Origin of the sequence: Corynebacterium phocae, assembly GCF_008693075.1 — a bacterium.
Taxonomy (GTDB): Bacteria; Actinomycetota; Actinomycetes; order Mycobacteriales; family Mycobacteriaceae; genus Corynebacterium; species Corynebacterium phocae.
In genome coordinates this window covers 58,770-74,814 of record NZ_VXKJ01000048.1, presented here as the reverse complement: position 1 = coordinate 74,814, position 16,045 = coordinate 58,770, and the positions used below count along the sequence as shown (strand labels likewise).

13 protein-coding genes and 1 riboswitch are annotated in these 16,045 nt (G+C 58.3%); of the genes, 12 read left to right on the top strand and 1 reads right to left on the bottom strand.

What is annotated here, in order from left to right:
• Positions 1–231: 231 nt before the first annotated feature.
• From F4V58_RS10130 to pulA, 8 genes are all read left to right on the top strand, one after another.
• On the top strand, positions 232–864 hold the full coding sequence (locus F4V58_RS10130; RefSeq protein ID WP_075735673.1) for an ECF transporter S component: 633 nt from the start codon (positions 232–234) through the stop codon (positions 862–864).
• 71 nt (positions 865–935) lie between these two features.
• Positions 936–1,049, top strand: a riboswitch (TPP riboswitch).
• Positions 1,043–1,660, top strand: coding sequence for an ECF transporter S component (locus F4V58_RS10125; RefSeq protein ID WP_075735671.1), 618 nt, complete (start codon positions 1,043–1,045; stop codon positions 1,658–1,660). Its footprint overlaps the riboswitch before it by 7 nt.
• Positions 1,660–3,117 carry an ABC transporter ATP-binding protein gene (locus tag F4V58_RS10120; RefSeq protein ID WP_075735669.1) on the top strand — a complete coding sequence of 486 codons (1,458 nt, stop codon included), beginning with the start codon at positions 1,660–1,662 and terminating at the stop codon, positions 3,115–3,117. The genes F4V58_RS10125 and F4V58_RS10120 overlap by 1 nt, the downstream gene beginning before the upstream one ends.
• Positions 3,110–3,880: an energy-coupling factor transporter transmembrane component T family protein gene (locus F4V58_RS10115; RefSeq protein ID WP_075735667.1), complete on the top strand. Its 771-nt coding sequence runs from the start codon at positions 3,110–3,112 to the stop codon at positions 3,878–3,880. The genes F4V58_RS10120 and F4V58_RS10115 overlap by 8 nt, the downstream gene beginning before the upstream one ends.
• Positions 3,877–4,428 (top strand): nucleoside/nucleotide kinase family protein, encoded by a 552-nt coding sequence (locus F4V58_RS10110; RefSeq protein WP_075735665.1) that lies wholly within the window; start codon positions 3,877–3,879, stop codon positions 4,426–4,428. Before F4V58_RS10115 ends, F4V58_RS10110 begins: the two co-directional genes overlap by 4 nt.
• A 117-nt stretch (positions 4,429–4,545) precedes the next feature.
• Complete coding sequence (locus F4V58_RS10105) at positions 4,546–5,637, top strand: ABC transporter ATP-binding protein (protein ID WP_075735663.1); 1,092 nt, start codon at positions 4,546–4,548, stop codon at positions 5,635–5,637.
• Between the two features lie 283 nt (positions 5,638–5,920).
• Complete coding sequence (locus F4V58_RS10100; protein WP_075736695.1) at positions 5,921–7,222, top strand: DUF4032 domain-containing protein; 1,302 nt, start codon at positions 5,921–5,923, stop codon at positions 7,220–7,222.
• A gap of 133 nt (positions 7,223–7,355) precedes the next feature.
• Positions 7,356–9,164, top strand: a complete 1,809-nt coding sequence (pulA, locus tag F4V58_RS10095) for a type I pullulanase (protein WP_075735661.1) — start codon at positions 7,356–7,358, stop codon at positions 9,162–9,164.
• A 26-nt stretch (positions 9,165–9,190) separates the two neighbouring features.
• Here pulA and F4V58_RS10090 read toward each other — a convergent pair whose 3' ends face one another.
• Positions 9,191–10,750, bottom strand: coding sequence for an alpha-amylase family glycosyl hydrolase (locus F4V58_RS10090; protein WP_075735659.1), 1,560 nt, complete (start codon positions 10,748–10,750; stop codon positions 9,191–9,193).
• A gap of 475 nt (positions 10,751–11,225) precedes the next feature.
• On the opposite strand from F4V58_RS10090, the gene F4V58_RS10085 reads away from it, so the two are divergent.
• The 4 genes from F4V58_RS10085 (at position 11,226) to F4V58_RS10070 (ending at position 15,827) form a co-directional block, all read left to right on the top strand.
• Complete coding sequence (locus F4V58_RS10085) at positions 11,226–12,458, top strand: extracellular solute-binding protein (protein ID WP_075735657.1); 1,233 nt, start codon at positions 11,226–11,228, stop codon at positions 12,456–12,458.
• Between the two features lie 193 nt (positions 12,459–12,651).
• Entirely contained in the window at positions 12,652–14,007 is a 1,356-nt protein-coding gene (locus F4V58_RS10080) for a carbohydrate ABC transporter permease (RefSeq protein ID WP_075735655.1), read from the top strand.
• Between the two features lie 83 nt (positions 14,008–14,090).
• On the top strand, positions 14,091–14,909 hold the full coding sequence (locus F4V58_RS10075) for a sugar ABC transporter permease (protein WP_425429762.1): 819 nt from the start codon (positions 14,091–14,093) through the stop codon (positions 14,907–14,909).
• Between the two features lie 129 nt (positions 14,910–15,038).
• Positions 15,039–15,827 (top strand): hypothetical protein, encoded by a 789-nt coding sequence (locus F4V58_RS10070; protein ID WP_075735651.1) that lies wholly within the window; start codon positions 15,039–15,041, stop codon positions 15,825–15,827.
• Positions 15,828–16,045 lie beyond the last annotated feature (218 nt).

Below are 16,045 nucleotides of genomic sequence, written 5' to 3'. Positions count from 1 at the left end.
GATGTGGCAGGGGAACCTGGGGACTAGCAAAAAAGTTTTGGTTAGTCTATGCTAACTAGGCGCTGGTGACTGATTTTAGGAATCACCAGTAAAGACATATAAATACTTCGCGGGTGCTGGGGATTGAACCCGGCTGAGATGCCACATGGTATGGAATGAAATAGTGACGTTCCATGGGTGGTGAACCGTTGAACCTGATCCGGGTAATGCCGGCGAATAAGGGAGAAAATAATGAGCGTTTCTGCTAATTCATCTACTGCGCCTAGGGGCGCGTCCAAACGTAACCTGCAATGGCGGGTGGTAGATATCATCGTGGCCACCGTGCTGGCGCTGGCGTCCGGGTTGCTTTTCATGTTCTGGAACTCCGTGGGCTATGCCTGGTTACTGTCCTTAGAGGCGCTGACGCCGGGATTGGGTGGCTTGGCCACCGGTACCTGGTTCATCGGCGGTACCTTGGGTGCGCTAATCATCCGCAAGCCAGGTGCGGCAATCTATTGTGAGGTACTGGCGGCGCTCGTGGAGCCGCTGCTGGGCGCGCAATGGGGTTTCGCTGCTGTGTGGTCGGGGATTGCACAGGGCCTGGCTGTGGAGATCGTGGTTGCCATCTTCTTGTACCGGAAGTTCAATCTGCAGGTAGCCATGCTTGCGGGTGCAGCGGCCGGTGTGGGCGCGTGGATCTTGGAGCTGGTGCTCTACGGCAACCTTGCTAAGGGGCCGGAATACCTGGCCATCTACCTGGTGACGCTGTTGATTTCCGGAGCACTTATTGCTGGTCTGGGTGCGCATTTGGTAGCTAAAGCTTTGGCTAAGACCGGGGCGTTGGACCGGTTTGCTGTGGGGCGTGAGGCCCGCGCAGCCGTGTAGCCAGCGGTTTGCTAACCTGGGAAAGCCTGGCCTTGCATTTTGGAGGCGGGCAAAAACTTCAGGGAACAACTAAACAACAATACGGGTGCTGGGGCTTTGCCCCGGCTGAGATGCCACTTACTCTGGCAAACCGTTGAACTTGATCCGGGTAATACCGGCGTATAAGGAAGGAATACTTGTGACCACTTCGGGCGCAAATCATATCTCTGGCAAGCGGAACTTGCAGTGGCGCGTGGTGGATATCATCGTCGCCACTGTTCTGGCGGTAGCCTGCGGCCTGCTGTTCGTGGGCTGGAACTCTGTTGGCTATGCCTGGTTCACCGCGATGGACTCGGTGACGCCGGGCCTGGGCGGTATCGCGGTGGGCATCTGGCTCATTGGCGGCGTACTGGGCGCGCTGGTTATCCGCAAGCCGGGTGCGGCTCTTTACGTGGAGGCCCTGGCCGCCACGGTGTCTGCTTTGTTGGGCTCCCAGTGGGGTATTGAAACCTTGTACTCGGGTCTGGCGCAGGGCCTGGGCGTGGAGATCATTGTGGCTATTTTCCTTTACCGTAAGTTCGGTGCCGTTGTGGCTATGCTCTCCGGCGCTGCCGCTGGTGTGGCCGCGTGGGTGCTGGAGCTTTTCCTCTCCGGCAACTTGGCCAAGGACCCGCAGTTCCTTATCATCTACCTGGTTTGCTTGATTATTTCCGGCGCCCTTTTGGCGGGGCTGTTGGGCCACTTCCTGGTCCAGGCTTTGGCTAGGACCGGCGCGCTAGACCGCTTCGCCGTGGGCCGTGAGGCCCGTATTCCATAGTGGCTTCCGGTATAGGTGTAGGCGTTACCGCCCAAAACTTTGGGTGGACGCATGCGGGGCGCTCCCGCAGAGCGTTGGAGGGTTTGACCTTCCACATTGAGCCGGGGGAGCGGGTGCTTCTAGCTGGTGATTCCGGTTCCGGAAAGTCCACACTCTTGGCCGCCCTGGCTGGAGTGTTGGGTGGGTCTGAGGAAGGGCACCAGGAAGGTGAGATCCTGCTGCGTTCCCGCAATTTCAGCGAAGCCCCCGGTCACAACATTCCGGTAGGGCTGTTGCTCCAAGACCCGGACGCGCAGGTCATTTCCGCCCGTGTGGGGGATGACGTGGCTTTTGGTTGTGAAAACCTGGGCATTGAACGGGAAGAAATCTGGTCCCGTGTGGAAGAAGCTCTTGATTTGGTGGGGCTAGACGTTCCACTTGATCACCCTACAGAGCGCCTTTCTGGCGGCCAGAAGCAACGGTTGGCGTTGGCTGGTGTCATGGCCATGCGCCCGGGTCTTATCCTGTTGGATGAGCCCACGGCCAATTTGGACCCGGAGGGTGCAAAGGACATCGTCAAGGCGGTTGCTGGTGTGGCGGAAGCTACGGGAGTGACCCTGATTGTGGTCGAGCACCAGTACCAAGCCTGGGAAGGTGTCTTGGACCGCGCGTTGCTGGTGGAACATGGCCGGCTGGTGGCTGATTCTTCCTTTGCTGAGGTTGTGGAGACCCGGAAAATTACGGGCCTGCCGGAGGCGCAGCCGGTGGCTGGCGCGGAGCCGGCGCTCTTTTCCCGCGAATTGCTTACCCGCTTTGGCCCGCCGCGCAGCTACGAACTCCCACGTGGGCACTCCACTGTTATTACCGGTGAAAACGGTGCGGGAAAGACCACCTGGCTGATGACCGTGGCGGGGCTTTTGCCGGCACGGGGCGGGGAGATCGGTTTGCACGACGCCGTACGCCAAGGAATCAAGGGTGATCCGCATGATTGGAAGTCTGCGGACTTGGCCCGGCGGATTGGTTTTGTGTTCCAGAACCCGGAGCACCAGTTTGTTGCGCGCACGGTGGCTGAAGAAATGCGCGTTGGGCCGGGCGTGATGGCCCGCGGTAAGAAGGACGCCAGTACGGACCGCCGCGTGGAGGAGCTGCTTGAGCGGCTGCGCCTGACCCACCTTGTTAACGCGAACCCGTTTACCCTCTCCGGCGGGGAAAAACGCCGGCTTTCGGTGGCCACTGCCCTGGTGGCCGCGCCTGAAGTACTGTTGCTTGATGAACCAACGTTTGGCCAGGACCCTACAACCTTTGCCGAATTAGTGCGTATGTTGCGCGATATCGCCAGTACCGGTACCACTATTGCCTCTATCACTCACGATCCAGCGTTTATTGCGGCGCTGGGCGACCACCGCATTCATGTTAAGGCCGGGGAAACCCCGGGCTTTGCCGCCGGTATAACTGCAGAAGGGGGCCACCATGCCTAACCTTCTGCGCGGGGTTAATCCCGTTACCCGGATTGCGTTGATGGTCATCATCACCACGCCACTGCTGCTGACCATCGATTGGGTATCAGCGGCGGTGTCTGTGGCACTTTCCCTAGTGCTCGCGCCTTTGTGCGGGGTTTCCATTCCGCGCTTGTTGAAAATGGCGCTTCCGTTGTTCTTCATCGCTCCGCTGTCTGGCATTTCTATGCTGCTCTACGGCCGGGAAGGTGGGGAGGTGTACTTTACGTTCTGGTTGGTTACGGTTAGTGAGAACTCCGTGCAGCTGGCTATAGCCGTTATGTTGCGCGTGTTTGCGGTTACGCTCCCCGTATTCATCCTGGCCCGCAATATTGACCCCACCGAACTTGGCGATGCCCTCTCACAGGTACTCCACCTTCCCTCCCGCTTTGTTATCGGCGCGGTGGCGGGCGTGCGTATGTTGACTCTTTTCAAGGATGACTGGGACTCTTTGGCACGGGCCCGCCGGGCCCGTGGGATAGCCGATGTGGGGCGGTTCAAGCACATGCTGACCATGAGCTTTGGTTTGTTGGTTATTGCGCTTCGGCGTGGTGGCAAGCTGGCCACCGCTATGGAGGCGCGCGGCTTTGGGCGCACCCCGCCGGGCGGCGGCAAGCGCACCTGGGCGCGGGAGTCTAAGTTGCATGCCGTGGACTTTTGGGCGTTGGCTGGGGGCATGGCCGTAGCGGCCATCCCGGTGGCGGTTGCCGTGGCCACAGGTGCATGGAGGTTCTTCGGGCTGTGACGCTCACGGTCTTAATTGATGGGCCTTCCGGCTCGGGCAAAACCACCTTGGCGGGGGACTTAGCCAGCCGGCTGGGTGCCCGCGTGGTGCACCTTGATGACTTCTATCCGGGGTGGTCCGGCTTGGCTGCGGCCTCCCGGCAGGTCGCGGACTCTGTGTTGGCGGGGCACTTGCCTGGTTACCGCCGTTGGGACTGGGAAAATGACCGGCCCGGGCAGTGGGTGGCGCTAGACCCCGGTGAAGACCTCATTGTGGAGGGTGTGGGGGCGTTGTCCGCGGGTTCTCTGCGTGCTGCTGCTGCCCGTGGGGCAGTGGTGTCAGTGGTGATTGACGCACCGGCTAGGCTGCGGCAGCGCCGTGCCTTTGACCGGGACGCGGAGGACAACTACGGGGAGTTCTGGCAGATGTGGGCCAGGCAGGAAAAAGAGCACTTTGCGCGCTGGGCGCGGGAGGGCGTGGTTCCTGATTTACTTATCGGCTCGGGCAGTAACCCCCCGAAAGTGTGGCGGCTCCGCCGGCCTAATGTGCTTTCTCACATTCGCCTCTAAAAAGTGACCTACCTTCCGTAAAAAAGTGGTATTTTTGGCGAGGGGCCTAGATTGGGCTCTTGCTTACTTCTTCACTCGGATCGTTCGGCACGTACCTGCCGATGAAAGGAAGCCATCATGGCATCAGTAACTTTTGATCAAGTTTCCCTGACCTACCCCGGCGCGAAAGCGCCCACAGTCAACAAGTTTGACCTTGAGATCGCGGACGGCGAATTCCTGGTTCTGGTTGGTCCTTCCGGCTGTGGTAAATCCACTACCCTGCGTATGCTTGCTGGCCTGGAGGATGTCACGGAGGGAAATATCTACATCGGTGACCGCGACGTCACCACGGCCGCTCCCAAAGAACGCGACATTGCCATGGTGTTCCAGAACTACGCGCTCTACCCGCACATGAGCGTTCGGGAAAACATGGGCTTTGCTCTAAAGATTGCCGGGATGGACAAGGCGGAAATCAACCGCCGTGTGGAAGAGGCTGCGCGCACCCTGGACCTTACCGAGTTCCTGGAGCGTAAACCGAAGGCCCTGTCTGGTGGTCAGCGCCAGCGCGTGGCTATGGGCCGCGCCATCGTGCGGAACCCGCAGGTATTCCTGATGGATGAGCCTCTGTCTAACCTGGATGCTAAATTGCGTGTGCAAACCCGTACCCAGATTGCTGCCCTGCAGCGCAAGCTGGGGGTTACCACCCTCTACGTTACGCACGACCAGACTGAGGCGCTGACTATGGGCGACCGTATTGCCGTGCTTAACGGCGGCTTCCTGCAGCAGGTGGGTACGCCACGTGAGCTCTACGACAACCCAGCCAACGTCTTTGTTGCGGGCTTTATTGGTTCCCCCGCCATGAACATTCTTGATTGCAAGCTGGAAGGTGATGTGGCAACCATCGGCCAAGCTCGTATCCCGGTGGCTCCTGAAACGCTGGCTGCTGTCTCCGCTGAAGATGAGGGGCGCATTACCATTGGCTTCCGCCCGGAGGCGCTGGAGCTTGTTGACGCCTCCGCCGGTGACACCATCCCAGTGACCCTTGAGTTCGTGGAGGAGCTGGGTTCGGACTCCTTCCTCTACGGCAATATTGAGGGCGCGGAGAACAAACCGCTGGTTATCCGCGCCGCCCCGAACGTGGCCCCGGACCGTGGCACCACCATCCACGTCCGCGTCAAGCCCGAAGGCCAGCACAACTTTGCGGCTAAGTCCGGGCTCCGCCTGCCTTAACTGTGCCTGGCTAGGGTGGCATACTGCCAACTGCCCGTCTGGTTATTCTGCCCGGGGCCACGTTGGCTCACGCCTTTGGCTCCTCCCTTTTAAGGCCCTGCCGGCTTGTGGTGTAACCCGCCACAGGCCGGCTGTGGCGTGTAAGGAGGGGGTTTGGAAGTTGCGCGCTACGCGGGCAAGCTAGGAGAAAACCCCTTTGGGGCAGCGCTTTGCGTTACTGCCCAAAGGGGAAGAGAAGTTCAGCTGTTGGATGCTGTTGGACAAGGAAAGGTCGGATCACGCCATGACAAACTCCATGAATATAGACGGTAGCGCCTACGCGCCTAGTCTTTTGCCGTTGCCTTGGTCTACGCCCTTGGATAAGTGGGGGGATGACGTGGTGGTCAGGCTGCCGCGGGGTATTTCCCGGCACGTGGTGAGGTTTGTGCATCTGGGGGACGCAACTGGCACTGACTTTGCCACGATGTCCCCCACGGGCGGGATCATCGCGGCTATTAAGGAGATTGGCCGCAAGACCGCGCACCACGAATACGCTATGTTGCGTGAGCTGCGCCGGGTCAAAGCGCCGGCCGTGACCCCCATCGCGGTGATTACGGGGCGCCGGTCCCCGGAGTGGGAGGTCCTCACGGCCGCGCTGGTAACCGAGCATCTGAGGTTCTCCCTGCCGTACCGGGAAATTTTCTCCCAGAAGCTGGAGCCTGCCATGGCGGACAAGCTCATCCGCGCACTGGCTATCTTGCTGGTGAGGCTGCATCTTCTCAACTTTTATTGGGGGGATGTTTCCTTGTCCAATACGCTGTTTAGGCGGGATGCGGATACTTTTTCTGCCTACCTAGTGGACGCGGAGACGGGTGAATTCCAGCCGGAGCTTTCCCGGAACCGCCGTTTGTATGACGTGGAAATTGCCCGCGTTAACGTCATTGGGGAGTTGATGGATTTGTCTTCAGGCGGGACTCTGGACCCGGAAATAGACCCGATTGCGCTGGGCAACTCCATTGAAACCTACTACGTGGATCTGTGGGCGCAGCTGACGGAGGAGTTTGAGGTTCCGGCGGCGGAGTACTGGCGGGTTAAGGAGCGGGTGGAAAAGCTGGCGGAGATGGGGTTTGATATTGGGGAGCTGCGGTTGTCCTCCGGGGCTTCGGGGATGATTACGGCCAAGCCCAAGATTGTAGACGCGGGCCATCATCGCAACCTTATTGTGAGCTTGTTGGGGATGGATGTTGAAGAACAACAAGCCCGCCGTTTCCTGTCTGAAATCCGGCATTACCAGGCGGATTTGCCCATCCAGCAGGCTGCCCGTGCGTGGTATAACGAGGAATACTTGCCCACGGTGCAGGCCATCCCGCCGGAGCTGATTGATAAGCTTGAGCCTCCGCAGATTTTCCACGAGATCCTGGACCACCGGTATTTCCTCAGCCAAGAAAACGCCCGTGCCGTACCAATCGAGGAGGCTGCCACCTCCTACTATCACAAGGTGCTGCCCAGTCACCGGGATGAAAAGGTTCTCATTGTCCACCCGAACAGTGAAGAAAGTGATCTAGACGGTGGACTGGCAGATGACCTGGATTTTCTTGATAATTAAGGTTGGTGGATCCATCCGCTAGTTTCACCATGTTGTCTACCGGTGGGCGCGGGCTATAGCCTGTGAATTGTTGCGCCTTCTGGACAGATTTTCTGACCCCCATATTTTTCTAAAAGGAGAGCTTTTTCCGCCCATGTCTTATCCCCATTTCGACGGTGAACTTGGAGCCATCTACACCCCCGAAGCCACTACCTTTCGCTTGTGGGCGCCCACCGCGCAAGAGGTTATCCTGCAACTGGCAGGCAAGAAGTACCCGCTAGTAAAAGGCGGGGAGGGCCAGTGGGAGACTTCCGTAGAAGGTGATATGCACCTGGCTGAATACACTTACCAGCTCACCTTCTCGGATGGCCGTACAACCACCGCGGTGGATCCTTATGCTCGAAGCGTCACCGCCAACGGGCGTTGCGGCGTGGTTATAGGGATTGACCGGGTGATTGGTCCAGCAGAGCGCATGCCTAGCTTTGGTCCGCCAACTGACGCGATTATCTACGAGGCCCACGTTCGTGACTTGACCATTTCCGCCAACAACGGAATTAGCAACAAGGGTAAGTTCCTGGGTCTTACTGAGCCGGGCACGCGCACGGATAAGGGAAACCTCTCCGGGCTGGACTACCTGGCCAACTTGGGTTGCACCCACGTTCAGCTCCTGCCCGTCTATGACTTTGGCAGTGTGGATGAGACTGGGGATTTGAGCTTTGATGCGCAGTACAACTGGGGTTATGACCCGGTAAACTACAACGCCCCAGAAGGTTCCTATTCCACCGATCCCTCAGACCCGGCCGCCCGCATTAGGGAGTTCAAGGCTTTGGTGGATGCCTTGCACTCCCGGGGGCTGCGCGTGGTGATGGACGTGGTGTACAACCACGTGTATGACGCCGCCAGCCACTGCTTTGAAAATACTGTCCCGGGCTACTTCTTCCGCACGGATTCACGTGGGCGCTTACACAACGCCACTGGTTGCGGCAATGAAACCGCTTCGGAGAAGTCCATGATGCGTAAATTCATTGTTGACTCCGTGGTGTACTGGGCCACCACCTTTGGTCTTGACGGGTTCCGCTTTGACCTGATGGGGATCCATGATGTGGAAACCATGAACGCTGTGCGGCAAGCGCTGGACGCTATTGATCCGGGGATTGTGGTAATCGGGGAAGGCTGGGAGATGGGCAACCATCCCGGGGGCGTTCAGGGGGCGCATCAGGGTAACGCCGCGCTGATGCCCGGGATAGCCATGTTCAACGACTACTACCGCGACAGCCTCAAGGGAGATAACTTCCTCTTGTCTAACCCGGGGTTTGTATCTGGTTCCAAGTCTTTGGACGCTAACCGTCTGCACAACGCCATGAACCCGCCTAATCCCTCCCAGTCGGTCATCTACAACGAGGCCCATGACAACTGGACCATGTTTGATAAGTTGCGGGGGACCAAGGGCCTGCGCCGCGCCACCATCGCGGAGATTTCCAAGCGACACACGCTGGCTACCTTTACCCAATATTTCACCCCGGGAATCCTTTTCCTCCACGCCGGGCAGGAGTTCCTGCGGACAAAGAAGGGGGAGGAAAACTCCTATAACAGCCCCGATAGTATCAACGCCTTCGATTATGACCGCGCGCAGCGATTTGATTATGAGGTCGCGCTGGTGGGCAACCTCAATGTCCTGCGCAAGAAGTACCCGTGGACCAGGGAGGCCGGTTGGCCGCGCGAGGTGGTTTTTGCCCAGGGGCAGCGGCTGAGCTTCCGCGTACAGAACGCTTTTGGCCCCAACCGGCACGCCCTAGTGCTCATCAACGGGGACAAGAGCCACTGGGCGCACCCCGTGGAGGCGGGAAACTACCGCGTCCATGTCAATAACCGCACGGTGTTCCATGACCCGGAGACCATCAGGTTGGACTTTGAGTTTGTCGTGGCCCCGCTTGAGGCCACGGTGCTGGAGTATCTGGGCTAGGAAACCGGGCGCCGGCCCGCGGTGAGCTAGTGCCGGAGGACGGCACCGCTGAGCGGTGCCACCCGGAAAGCCCGCGTGGAACCGGAGTCCGGCTGCGCCGGGGAGGACCCCGCGGACTCCGCGCCCAGCCCCGGATCGTGGACTTGCCCGGTAGCAAATAGAACCTGGGCTGCCTGGACCTCGATGTCCCGGGTGGAGCAGTTGATGATGACTTCCAGCTCGCCGCGCCGGTAGCGCAGCACCCGCGGGTGGTTGTCATCCAAGCACATCTCGAAGGCCGCAGAGGCGTGCAGCTCGGGCAGCTCGCGCCGCAGCGCGATGAGTTCGCGTACGAAGTGGAGTAGCGATTGCGGGTCGCCTTCCTGTGCGGCCACGCTGGTGTCTGCAAAGGCGGGAAGGTAGGTGTCAGTGGCGGCGCTGAACCCGGATTGGGGGCCGGCGGACCATTGCATGGGCGTTCGTGAGCCCGTGCGGGTGTACCCGCCTTCCAGCGTGGGGAGGTCGTGCCACGTCATGCCAATTTCATCACCGTAGTAGATGAACGGCACACCGGGCATGGTTAGGAGGAACAGGAAGAAGAGGGGGCGTTCAGTGGGGTTTAGATGGTGGGCAAGGCGGGTGCAGTCATGGTTGCCGGAGATGAGGGAAAAATGCCCGCCGGAAAACTCCGTGCTGGCGCGGTAGTGCGGTAGATATTGCGCCGCGAAGTCAGCTGCGCTGCGGGCCGATGCCGCCGCGAAGAACGGTTCCGGGCCCCGCACCAATTGGTTATATCCGTTGCCCGGCCAATCCAGATAGAAATCCATGTCAAAGCCTGCAGCCAGGGCCTGGTCTGGGTTTCCCCACTCAGAGACGAAGATGGCGTCTGGGAATTCAGTGCGGACTTGCCCTAGGATGTCCTGCCAAGTCTTGATGGTTTCCTGCTTGCCCGGATCACGTTTGACCAATGAGTCGGCCATATCCACGCGGAAGCCGTCAACTCCTTGGGAGAGCCAAAAGCGGATGATGTCAACCATCTGGGCGCGGTTGGCCCGGGGTCCGGCGGCGGCGGGGGTGTGTTGCCAGGCGCGCCGGGGCTGCCCGAAACCGTAGTTGAGGGCGGGTTGGGAATGAAAGAAGTTCACCACGTAGCAACCATCGCGTGGGGCCACCCCTGCCACAAAGGACAGGCCATCGGCGTCACCAAACCAGCTATCGGTCCAGATATAGCGGTCCGAGTGGCTGTTTGTGTCCGGTTGCTGGGACTGCTGGAACCATGGGTTTTGGTCACTGCTGTGACCTGGTACCAGGTCCAAAAGTAGCCGGATTCCGTGGGAGTGGCAGGCGTGTACCAGCCGCTGGAGGCTTTCTTGGTCACCGTACCTGGTGGCAATGGTGTAGTAGTCGCGGACATCGTAGCCCGCGTCCAAAAACGGGGAGTCAAAGATGGGATTGAGCCATATGCCTTCTATGCCCAGGTTTTTGAGGTAGGGGAGTTTGGCGGTAATTCCGTCCAGGTCACCTATGCCGTCACCGTTGGAGTCATAAAAAGATTGTGGGTATATCTGATAGAAGGTGGCACGTTCGAGCCATTGTGCTTTGTCCATAGCCGTCAAGTCTAACAACCGGAGGCGGCGGCGCCGGGCCGGTAGGTGGGGGAGCGTCGTCTCAGGTGCGGGCGGCGGCAGGCGCGGGGCTGGGAGGGCGCACGCGCCCCGGGCTTCTTGTTGCGGGCGGTGAGGAAAGATCGGATCTTCCCCCCGTCTAGGGGCGTTGGAGGGCGGGTTTTTGGGCGTGATTGGGGTATTTAGTGGCAAATTTTGTGATATTTTTCATTGCCTGCGGTCATCGCTGAGGTTAACTAAAGGTAAACGGCCTTTTTGTGGCTTCGGGCACAGTTGGCAGTCTTTGTTGGGTTTAATGACTGTGTTTAGATATCTGTAGTGAGCTTCTATAAAGGTTGGTAGGAAAAGTACACACTTCTCCTCAGCTCTTGGTATAAGCCCAATATATTTCCGCAATCTCTTTCAAGAACGCTTGATTGGGAACAATCTTCTATAAGAAAGTGGTGTTTGTACAGTGATGAACACTCGTAAGGCCTTTGCAGCAGTGCTCGCTGTTGTTCTGGGCTCATCCAGTCTGGTGGCGTGCTCCGGTGATGAATCCTCCAGCTCCGCTGGCGGAGCTGACGGGGCCGTAACCTTAACGGTCTGGACCTCCCAGGAAGAGCAGACCGATGACAGCGCCTGGCTGCAGACTCAGGAAAAGGCGTTCGAAGAGGCCAACCCGGACATGGATATCACGTGGAAAAACTCCGTGGTTTCCCCCGCTGATGCGGGTATCACCGTCACTCAAGACCCATCCGCCGCTGCGGACGTGTACCTGTTTGCCAATGACCAGCTAGGGGCCCTGAAGGACGCCAACGCCATTGGTGCGCTCTCCGACGAAGGTAAGGAACAGATTCAGCAACAGGCTGAGCAGCCACTGATTGACTCCGTTACCGGCACGGACGGGGAAGTCTACGGCCTGCCTTACGAGCCAAACACCTGGTTCATGTACTACAACAAGTCCAAGCTTTCTGAGGAAGACGTCAAGAGCTTTGACACCATGCTGGAAAAGGCCAAGGTGTCCTTCCCTCTGTCTAACTCCTGGTACATCTCCTCTTTCTACGCCGGTGCCGGCACCGAGTTCTTTGGTGCTGACGGCCTTGATGAATCCGCCGGAATTGAACCTGGCGCTAAGGCGGACGCAGTCACCAAGTACCTGGCTGACGTCGCAGCTAACCCCAATTTCATTGATGACGCTGACGGCTCCGGTCTAGGCGGCTTGGCTAACGGCTCCGTGGACGTTGTGTTCTCCGGTGCTTGGGACGCCAAGGCTGCCAAGGAAGCCTTGGGTGATGATTACGCAGTTGCGGCCCCGCCGGTCTACAACCTAGACGGTGAAGAGGTTCAGATGAAGGCCTTCTCCGGCTCCAAGGCCGTGGCGTACAACCCTAACTCTGAGCACCAGGTTGCGGCAGCTAAGTTTGCCCAGTTCCTGGCCTCCAGTGAATCCCAGAAGTCTCACTTTGAGCTCAACGGCGTCATTCCTTCTGACAAGACCCTGGCTGATGACGCGGATATTTCCTCTGACCCAGTAGCGGTGGCTCTGTTTGACACGGTTGCCAACGCCTCCATCTTGCAGCCAACCTTCAAGGCTATGAGCGATTTCTGGGAGCCAGCAGAAAACTTTGGTAAGGCCCTGGTTAACGGTGAGGTAACCAAGGAAAACGCAGTTGAGAAGACCAAGGCTTGGTTCTCCGCTTACAAATAGAGCTGTAGGTTTTCTCAGAAAGTAGTTGGTAGCTAGCAAAGGCTCCATTACTAGCCCCGAAGCGCTCTGATTTTCACCGGAGACTTCGGGGCTTTTTCTACCAAACCCTTATCCTCTTATCCCGCGTCAGCGAAATCCGCACATCGTGCATCTCAAGTCCTGCACCCCAAGTCCTTCACAAGGAGAACCACCAATGAAACACCGCGGCCAAGAAGCCGAGTTTAAAATTGGGCAAGCGTGGAGCGACGGTGACCTGTTCACCAAGTTGTCACTATTCGTCTTTGGTCTGGGTAACCTAGCCCGGAAGCAATTCATCAAAGGCGTGATGCTCCTCACCATCGAGATAGTTAGTTTATTTTTCCTTTTCACCAAGGGTCTGCAAAAGATCACCGCCTTGCCCGAGCTGGGAGGCGAGGGTGGCCAAACGCGCGTCAAGGTAGACGGCTTTTGGACCTACGTCACAGCGGAGACTTCCATTGTGGTCCTGCTGGACGGGATTGTGGCCGTGGTCGCGGTCCTAGTGTTCCTGTGGTTTGCCACCATTGCCCTGCGCAGTGCCTTCAAGGCTCAGGTGCAGGTGGAAAACCATGGCCACGCCCGGAGCTTTGGCGCTGACCTTAAGGCGCTGCTGAACACCGACGCCCCCATCCTCTTTATGACGCTGCCTACCGCCGGCATCTTGGTGTTTACCGTCCTGCCGCTGATCTTTATGATCTCCATGGCGTTTACCAGCTTTGATTCGAAGAACTCCCAAAACTTCAAATGGGTGGGCTTGGATAACTTTGCCACTGTCTTTAGCAATGACGGCGGCGAGGTCAACTTCAACCTCTTCCTGGGCGTCTTGGCGTGGACCTTGGTCTGGGCTTTCTTTGCCACGTTCTTGAACTACTTCCTGGGCATGTTCCTGGCCATGGTCATCAACCGCAAGACAACCCGTGGCAAGGCGTTCTGGCGGGCTATCTTCTCCCTATCCGTGGCGGTGCCGCAGTTCGTGTCCTTGCTTGTGCTGCGCTCTATGTTGCAGCCCCAGGGCGCCATCAACCGGCTGTTGATGGACTACGGTCTGATTGATAGCGCGCTGCCCTTCTTTACCGACACCACGTGGGCGCGCGTAACCGTCATCATCATCAACCTGTGGATTGGTATTCCTTACACCATCATGCAGGTCACCGGCATTTTGCAGAATATCCCGGGTGAGCTCTACGAGGCCGCGCGCCTGGACGGCGCTAGCTGGTGGCAGACCTTCCGCAGCGTGACCATGCCGTACATGTTGTTTGTGATGACGCCGTACTTGATCACCACCTTTACCGCTAACGTCAATAACTTCAACGTCATCTATCTGCTTTCGGGCGGTGACCCCACCCCGGTGGGCGCCTCCGCAGGTAAGACGGACCTTCTGATTACCTGGTTGTACAAGCTCACAGTGGACAAGGGCGACTACAATATCGGTGCCGTTATTGGCATCTTGACCTTCATTGTTTTGTCCACGGTGGCGCTGATTACCTACCGCCGCTCCGGCTCCTACCGTAACGAGGAGGGTTTCCAGTGAGTAAGCCTTTTGACTCCACTGCGCGTGCTTCCCGCGCTGAATCCAAGGTAAGCGACCAACGCTCCAAGCGGCGGGTAGCTGATATCTTGAGCTATTTGTTGCTGGGCACGCTGTCCATCATCTGGGTGTCTCCAATCGTCTGGATTGTGGCCAACTCCTTCAACAAAAACACCGCGCCGTATTCGGCAACGTTCTTCCCCACGGAATACACGTTTGATAATTACATAGCGCTGTTCACCGAACGCACGGTGCTGGACTTCCCGCGGATGTTTATGAACACGCTGATCATTGCTATCTGCACCATGTTCATCTCGGTATTCTTCGTGCTCATAGTGTCGTTCAGCCTTTCGCGTATGCGCTTTAGGTTCCGGAAGGTCTACATGAACATGGCGTTGACGCTGGGTATGTTCCCCGGAATTATGGCCGTGGTTGCCATCTACTTCATCTTGAAAGCCATGGGCCTTACCGGCGGTTCCTGGACCAATGTGGCCCTGATTATTGTCTATTCCGCCGGTAGCGGCATGGGCTTTTACATCATGAAGGGCTACATGGACACCATTCCCAAGTCTTTGGATGAGGCCGCCTATCTGGATGGTTGCTCCCGTTGGCAGGTGTTTTACATGGTTATTTTGCCCATTGCTAAACCCATGATTGTTTACCAAGCCATCATTGGTTTCTTGACCCCGTGGCTGGACTTCGTGTTGGCTAAGGCAATCGCCCGCACGCAGGATAACTACACCGTGGCTTTGGGGCTGTGGAAGATGTTGGAAAAGGAGTACATCCATGATTGGTTTGCACGCTTTGCCGCCGGTGCGGTGTGCGTGTCCATCCCGATTGTCATCCTGTTTATCATCATGCAGCGCTACTACCAGGAGTCCATGGCTGGCTCCGTCAAGGGTTAGGGGCACACTGGGGCACAGGGCACAGGGCAATCCGGGAGTCCTGGGAAACTAACAACAACACCGTCAGGGCGCCACCGCGGGGACTTGTTCCCGGTTGGCGCCCTGACGCTATTAAGATGGCGGGTTATTATGGCAAATACTCAGGCCGGGCGCGGCCTTACACTAGCTAAACTTCTGGCAATAGCGGGGGTTTTCCTGGTATTTCACGTGATCAGCCTGGTGGTTGAGCGTGGGCGTATTCCAGATACCAGTCAGGCCAGCTTTGGGGACTTGAGCCTGGTGATTATCTTTGAGGTGCTCAGCTGGGCTGCGTACCCAATCTTGGCTTTCTGCTTCCTGGTGCTGTTGGAAACCCGCGGTCCAACGCCCACTATCTTTTGGGCCACCCTAGGGCTGTGCGTGCTTACGGAATTAGCCTATGACTTCCTGCGCACCGGCACTCTCTTCGATTTCGCCTCGCAGACCTTCGCCTGGTCCTTCCTGTTGTGCTTTGTGATCTTCGTGGCTGCGCGCCGCGCCGGTACTGGGGCGCAGTCAGGGGCGGGGCCAGGGACCGGGCCAGGGGTGGAGTCGGGGGCGGCGGCGGGGAAGATTGCGGTTGTTGCGGTGATTATTGCGGCGCTGGCGTGGGCCGTCCTGGGTGCGGTGGGTTCTCGCTTTGCCGGCTTTTTCCCCGGGGTAATCGTGATTCTGATGTTTGTGGTGTTCTACTACCTCAAGGGCCGGGAGAACACCATGATGATGTCCGCGGCACTCATCGGCGCTACCTTTGGCCTGGCGCCGGCTTTTGGGGTCATCTTCCTGCACTACCGCGCGCCGTTGTTGCGCGAGCAACCGGGTTTGCCTCCAGCGGCGGTGCTTCTGGTGTTTCCCGCCGCCCTGGCTGCGGGAACCCTCGCGGTGCCCCTATTGGCCTAGCGGGCACCTTCCCGGCGGGGCTAGGGCCGTCCTGCCGGCGCGACAGGGAACCTTGCTGGCCTAGCGGGTGCCCTGCGGTCCTAGCTAGGAAGCCGGCCGCGCGGGGCGATTTGATTATTGTTTCTCGTGGGACTATCGTTGGTGGATAGTCCCATATTTTATTTGGGAGCCTTGAATTTTGTCCGTCAAGCAGGTGCCTGGCACTTGGGGAGCGGGAA

What these genes read in the sequence shown, in the direction of transcription:
- F4V58_RS10090 (WP_075735659.1), bottom strand. Translation starts at nt 10,750, where the DNA reads ATGGACAAAGCACAATGGCTCGAACGTGCCACCTTCTATCAGATATAC.
- F4V58_RS10085 (WP_075735657.1), top strand. Translation starts at nt 11,226, where the DNA reads ATGAACACTCGTAAGGCCTTTGCAGCAGTGCTCGCTGTTGTTCTGGGC.
- F4V58_RS10100 (WP_075736695.1), top strand. Translation starts at nt 5,921, where the DNA reads ATGACAAACTCCATGAATATAGACGGTAGCGCCTACGCGCCTAGTCTT.
- F4V58_RS10115 (WP_075735667.1), top strand. Translation starts at nt 3,110, where the DNA reads ATGCCTAACCTTCTGCGCGGGGTTAATCCCGTTACCCGGATTGCGTTG.
- F4V58_RS10130 (WP_075735673.1), top strand. Translation starts at nt 232, where the DNA reads ATGAGCGTTTCTGCTAATTCATCTACTGCGCCTAGGGGCGCGTCCAAA.
- F4V58_RS10080 (WP_075735655.1), top strand. Translation starts at nt 12,652, where the DNA reads ATGAAACACCGCGGCCAAGAAGCCGAGTTTAAAATTGGGCAAGCGTGG.
- F4V58_RS10070 (WP_075735651.1), top strand. Translation starts at nt 15,039, where the DNA reads ATGGCAAATACTCAGGCCGGGCGCGGCCTTACACTAGCTAAACTTCTG.
- pulA (WP_075735661.1), top strand. Translation starts at nt 7,356, where the DNA reads ATGTCTTATCCCCATTTCGACGGTGAACTTGGAGCCATCTACACCCCC.
- F4V58_RS10105 (WP_075735663.1), top strand. Translation starts at nt 4,546, where the DNA reads ATGGCATCAGTAACTTTTGATCAAGTTTCCCTGACCTACCCCGGCGCG.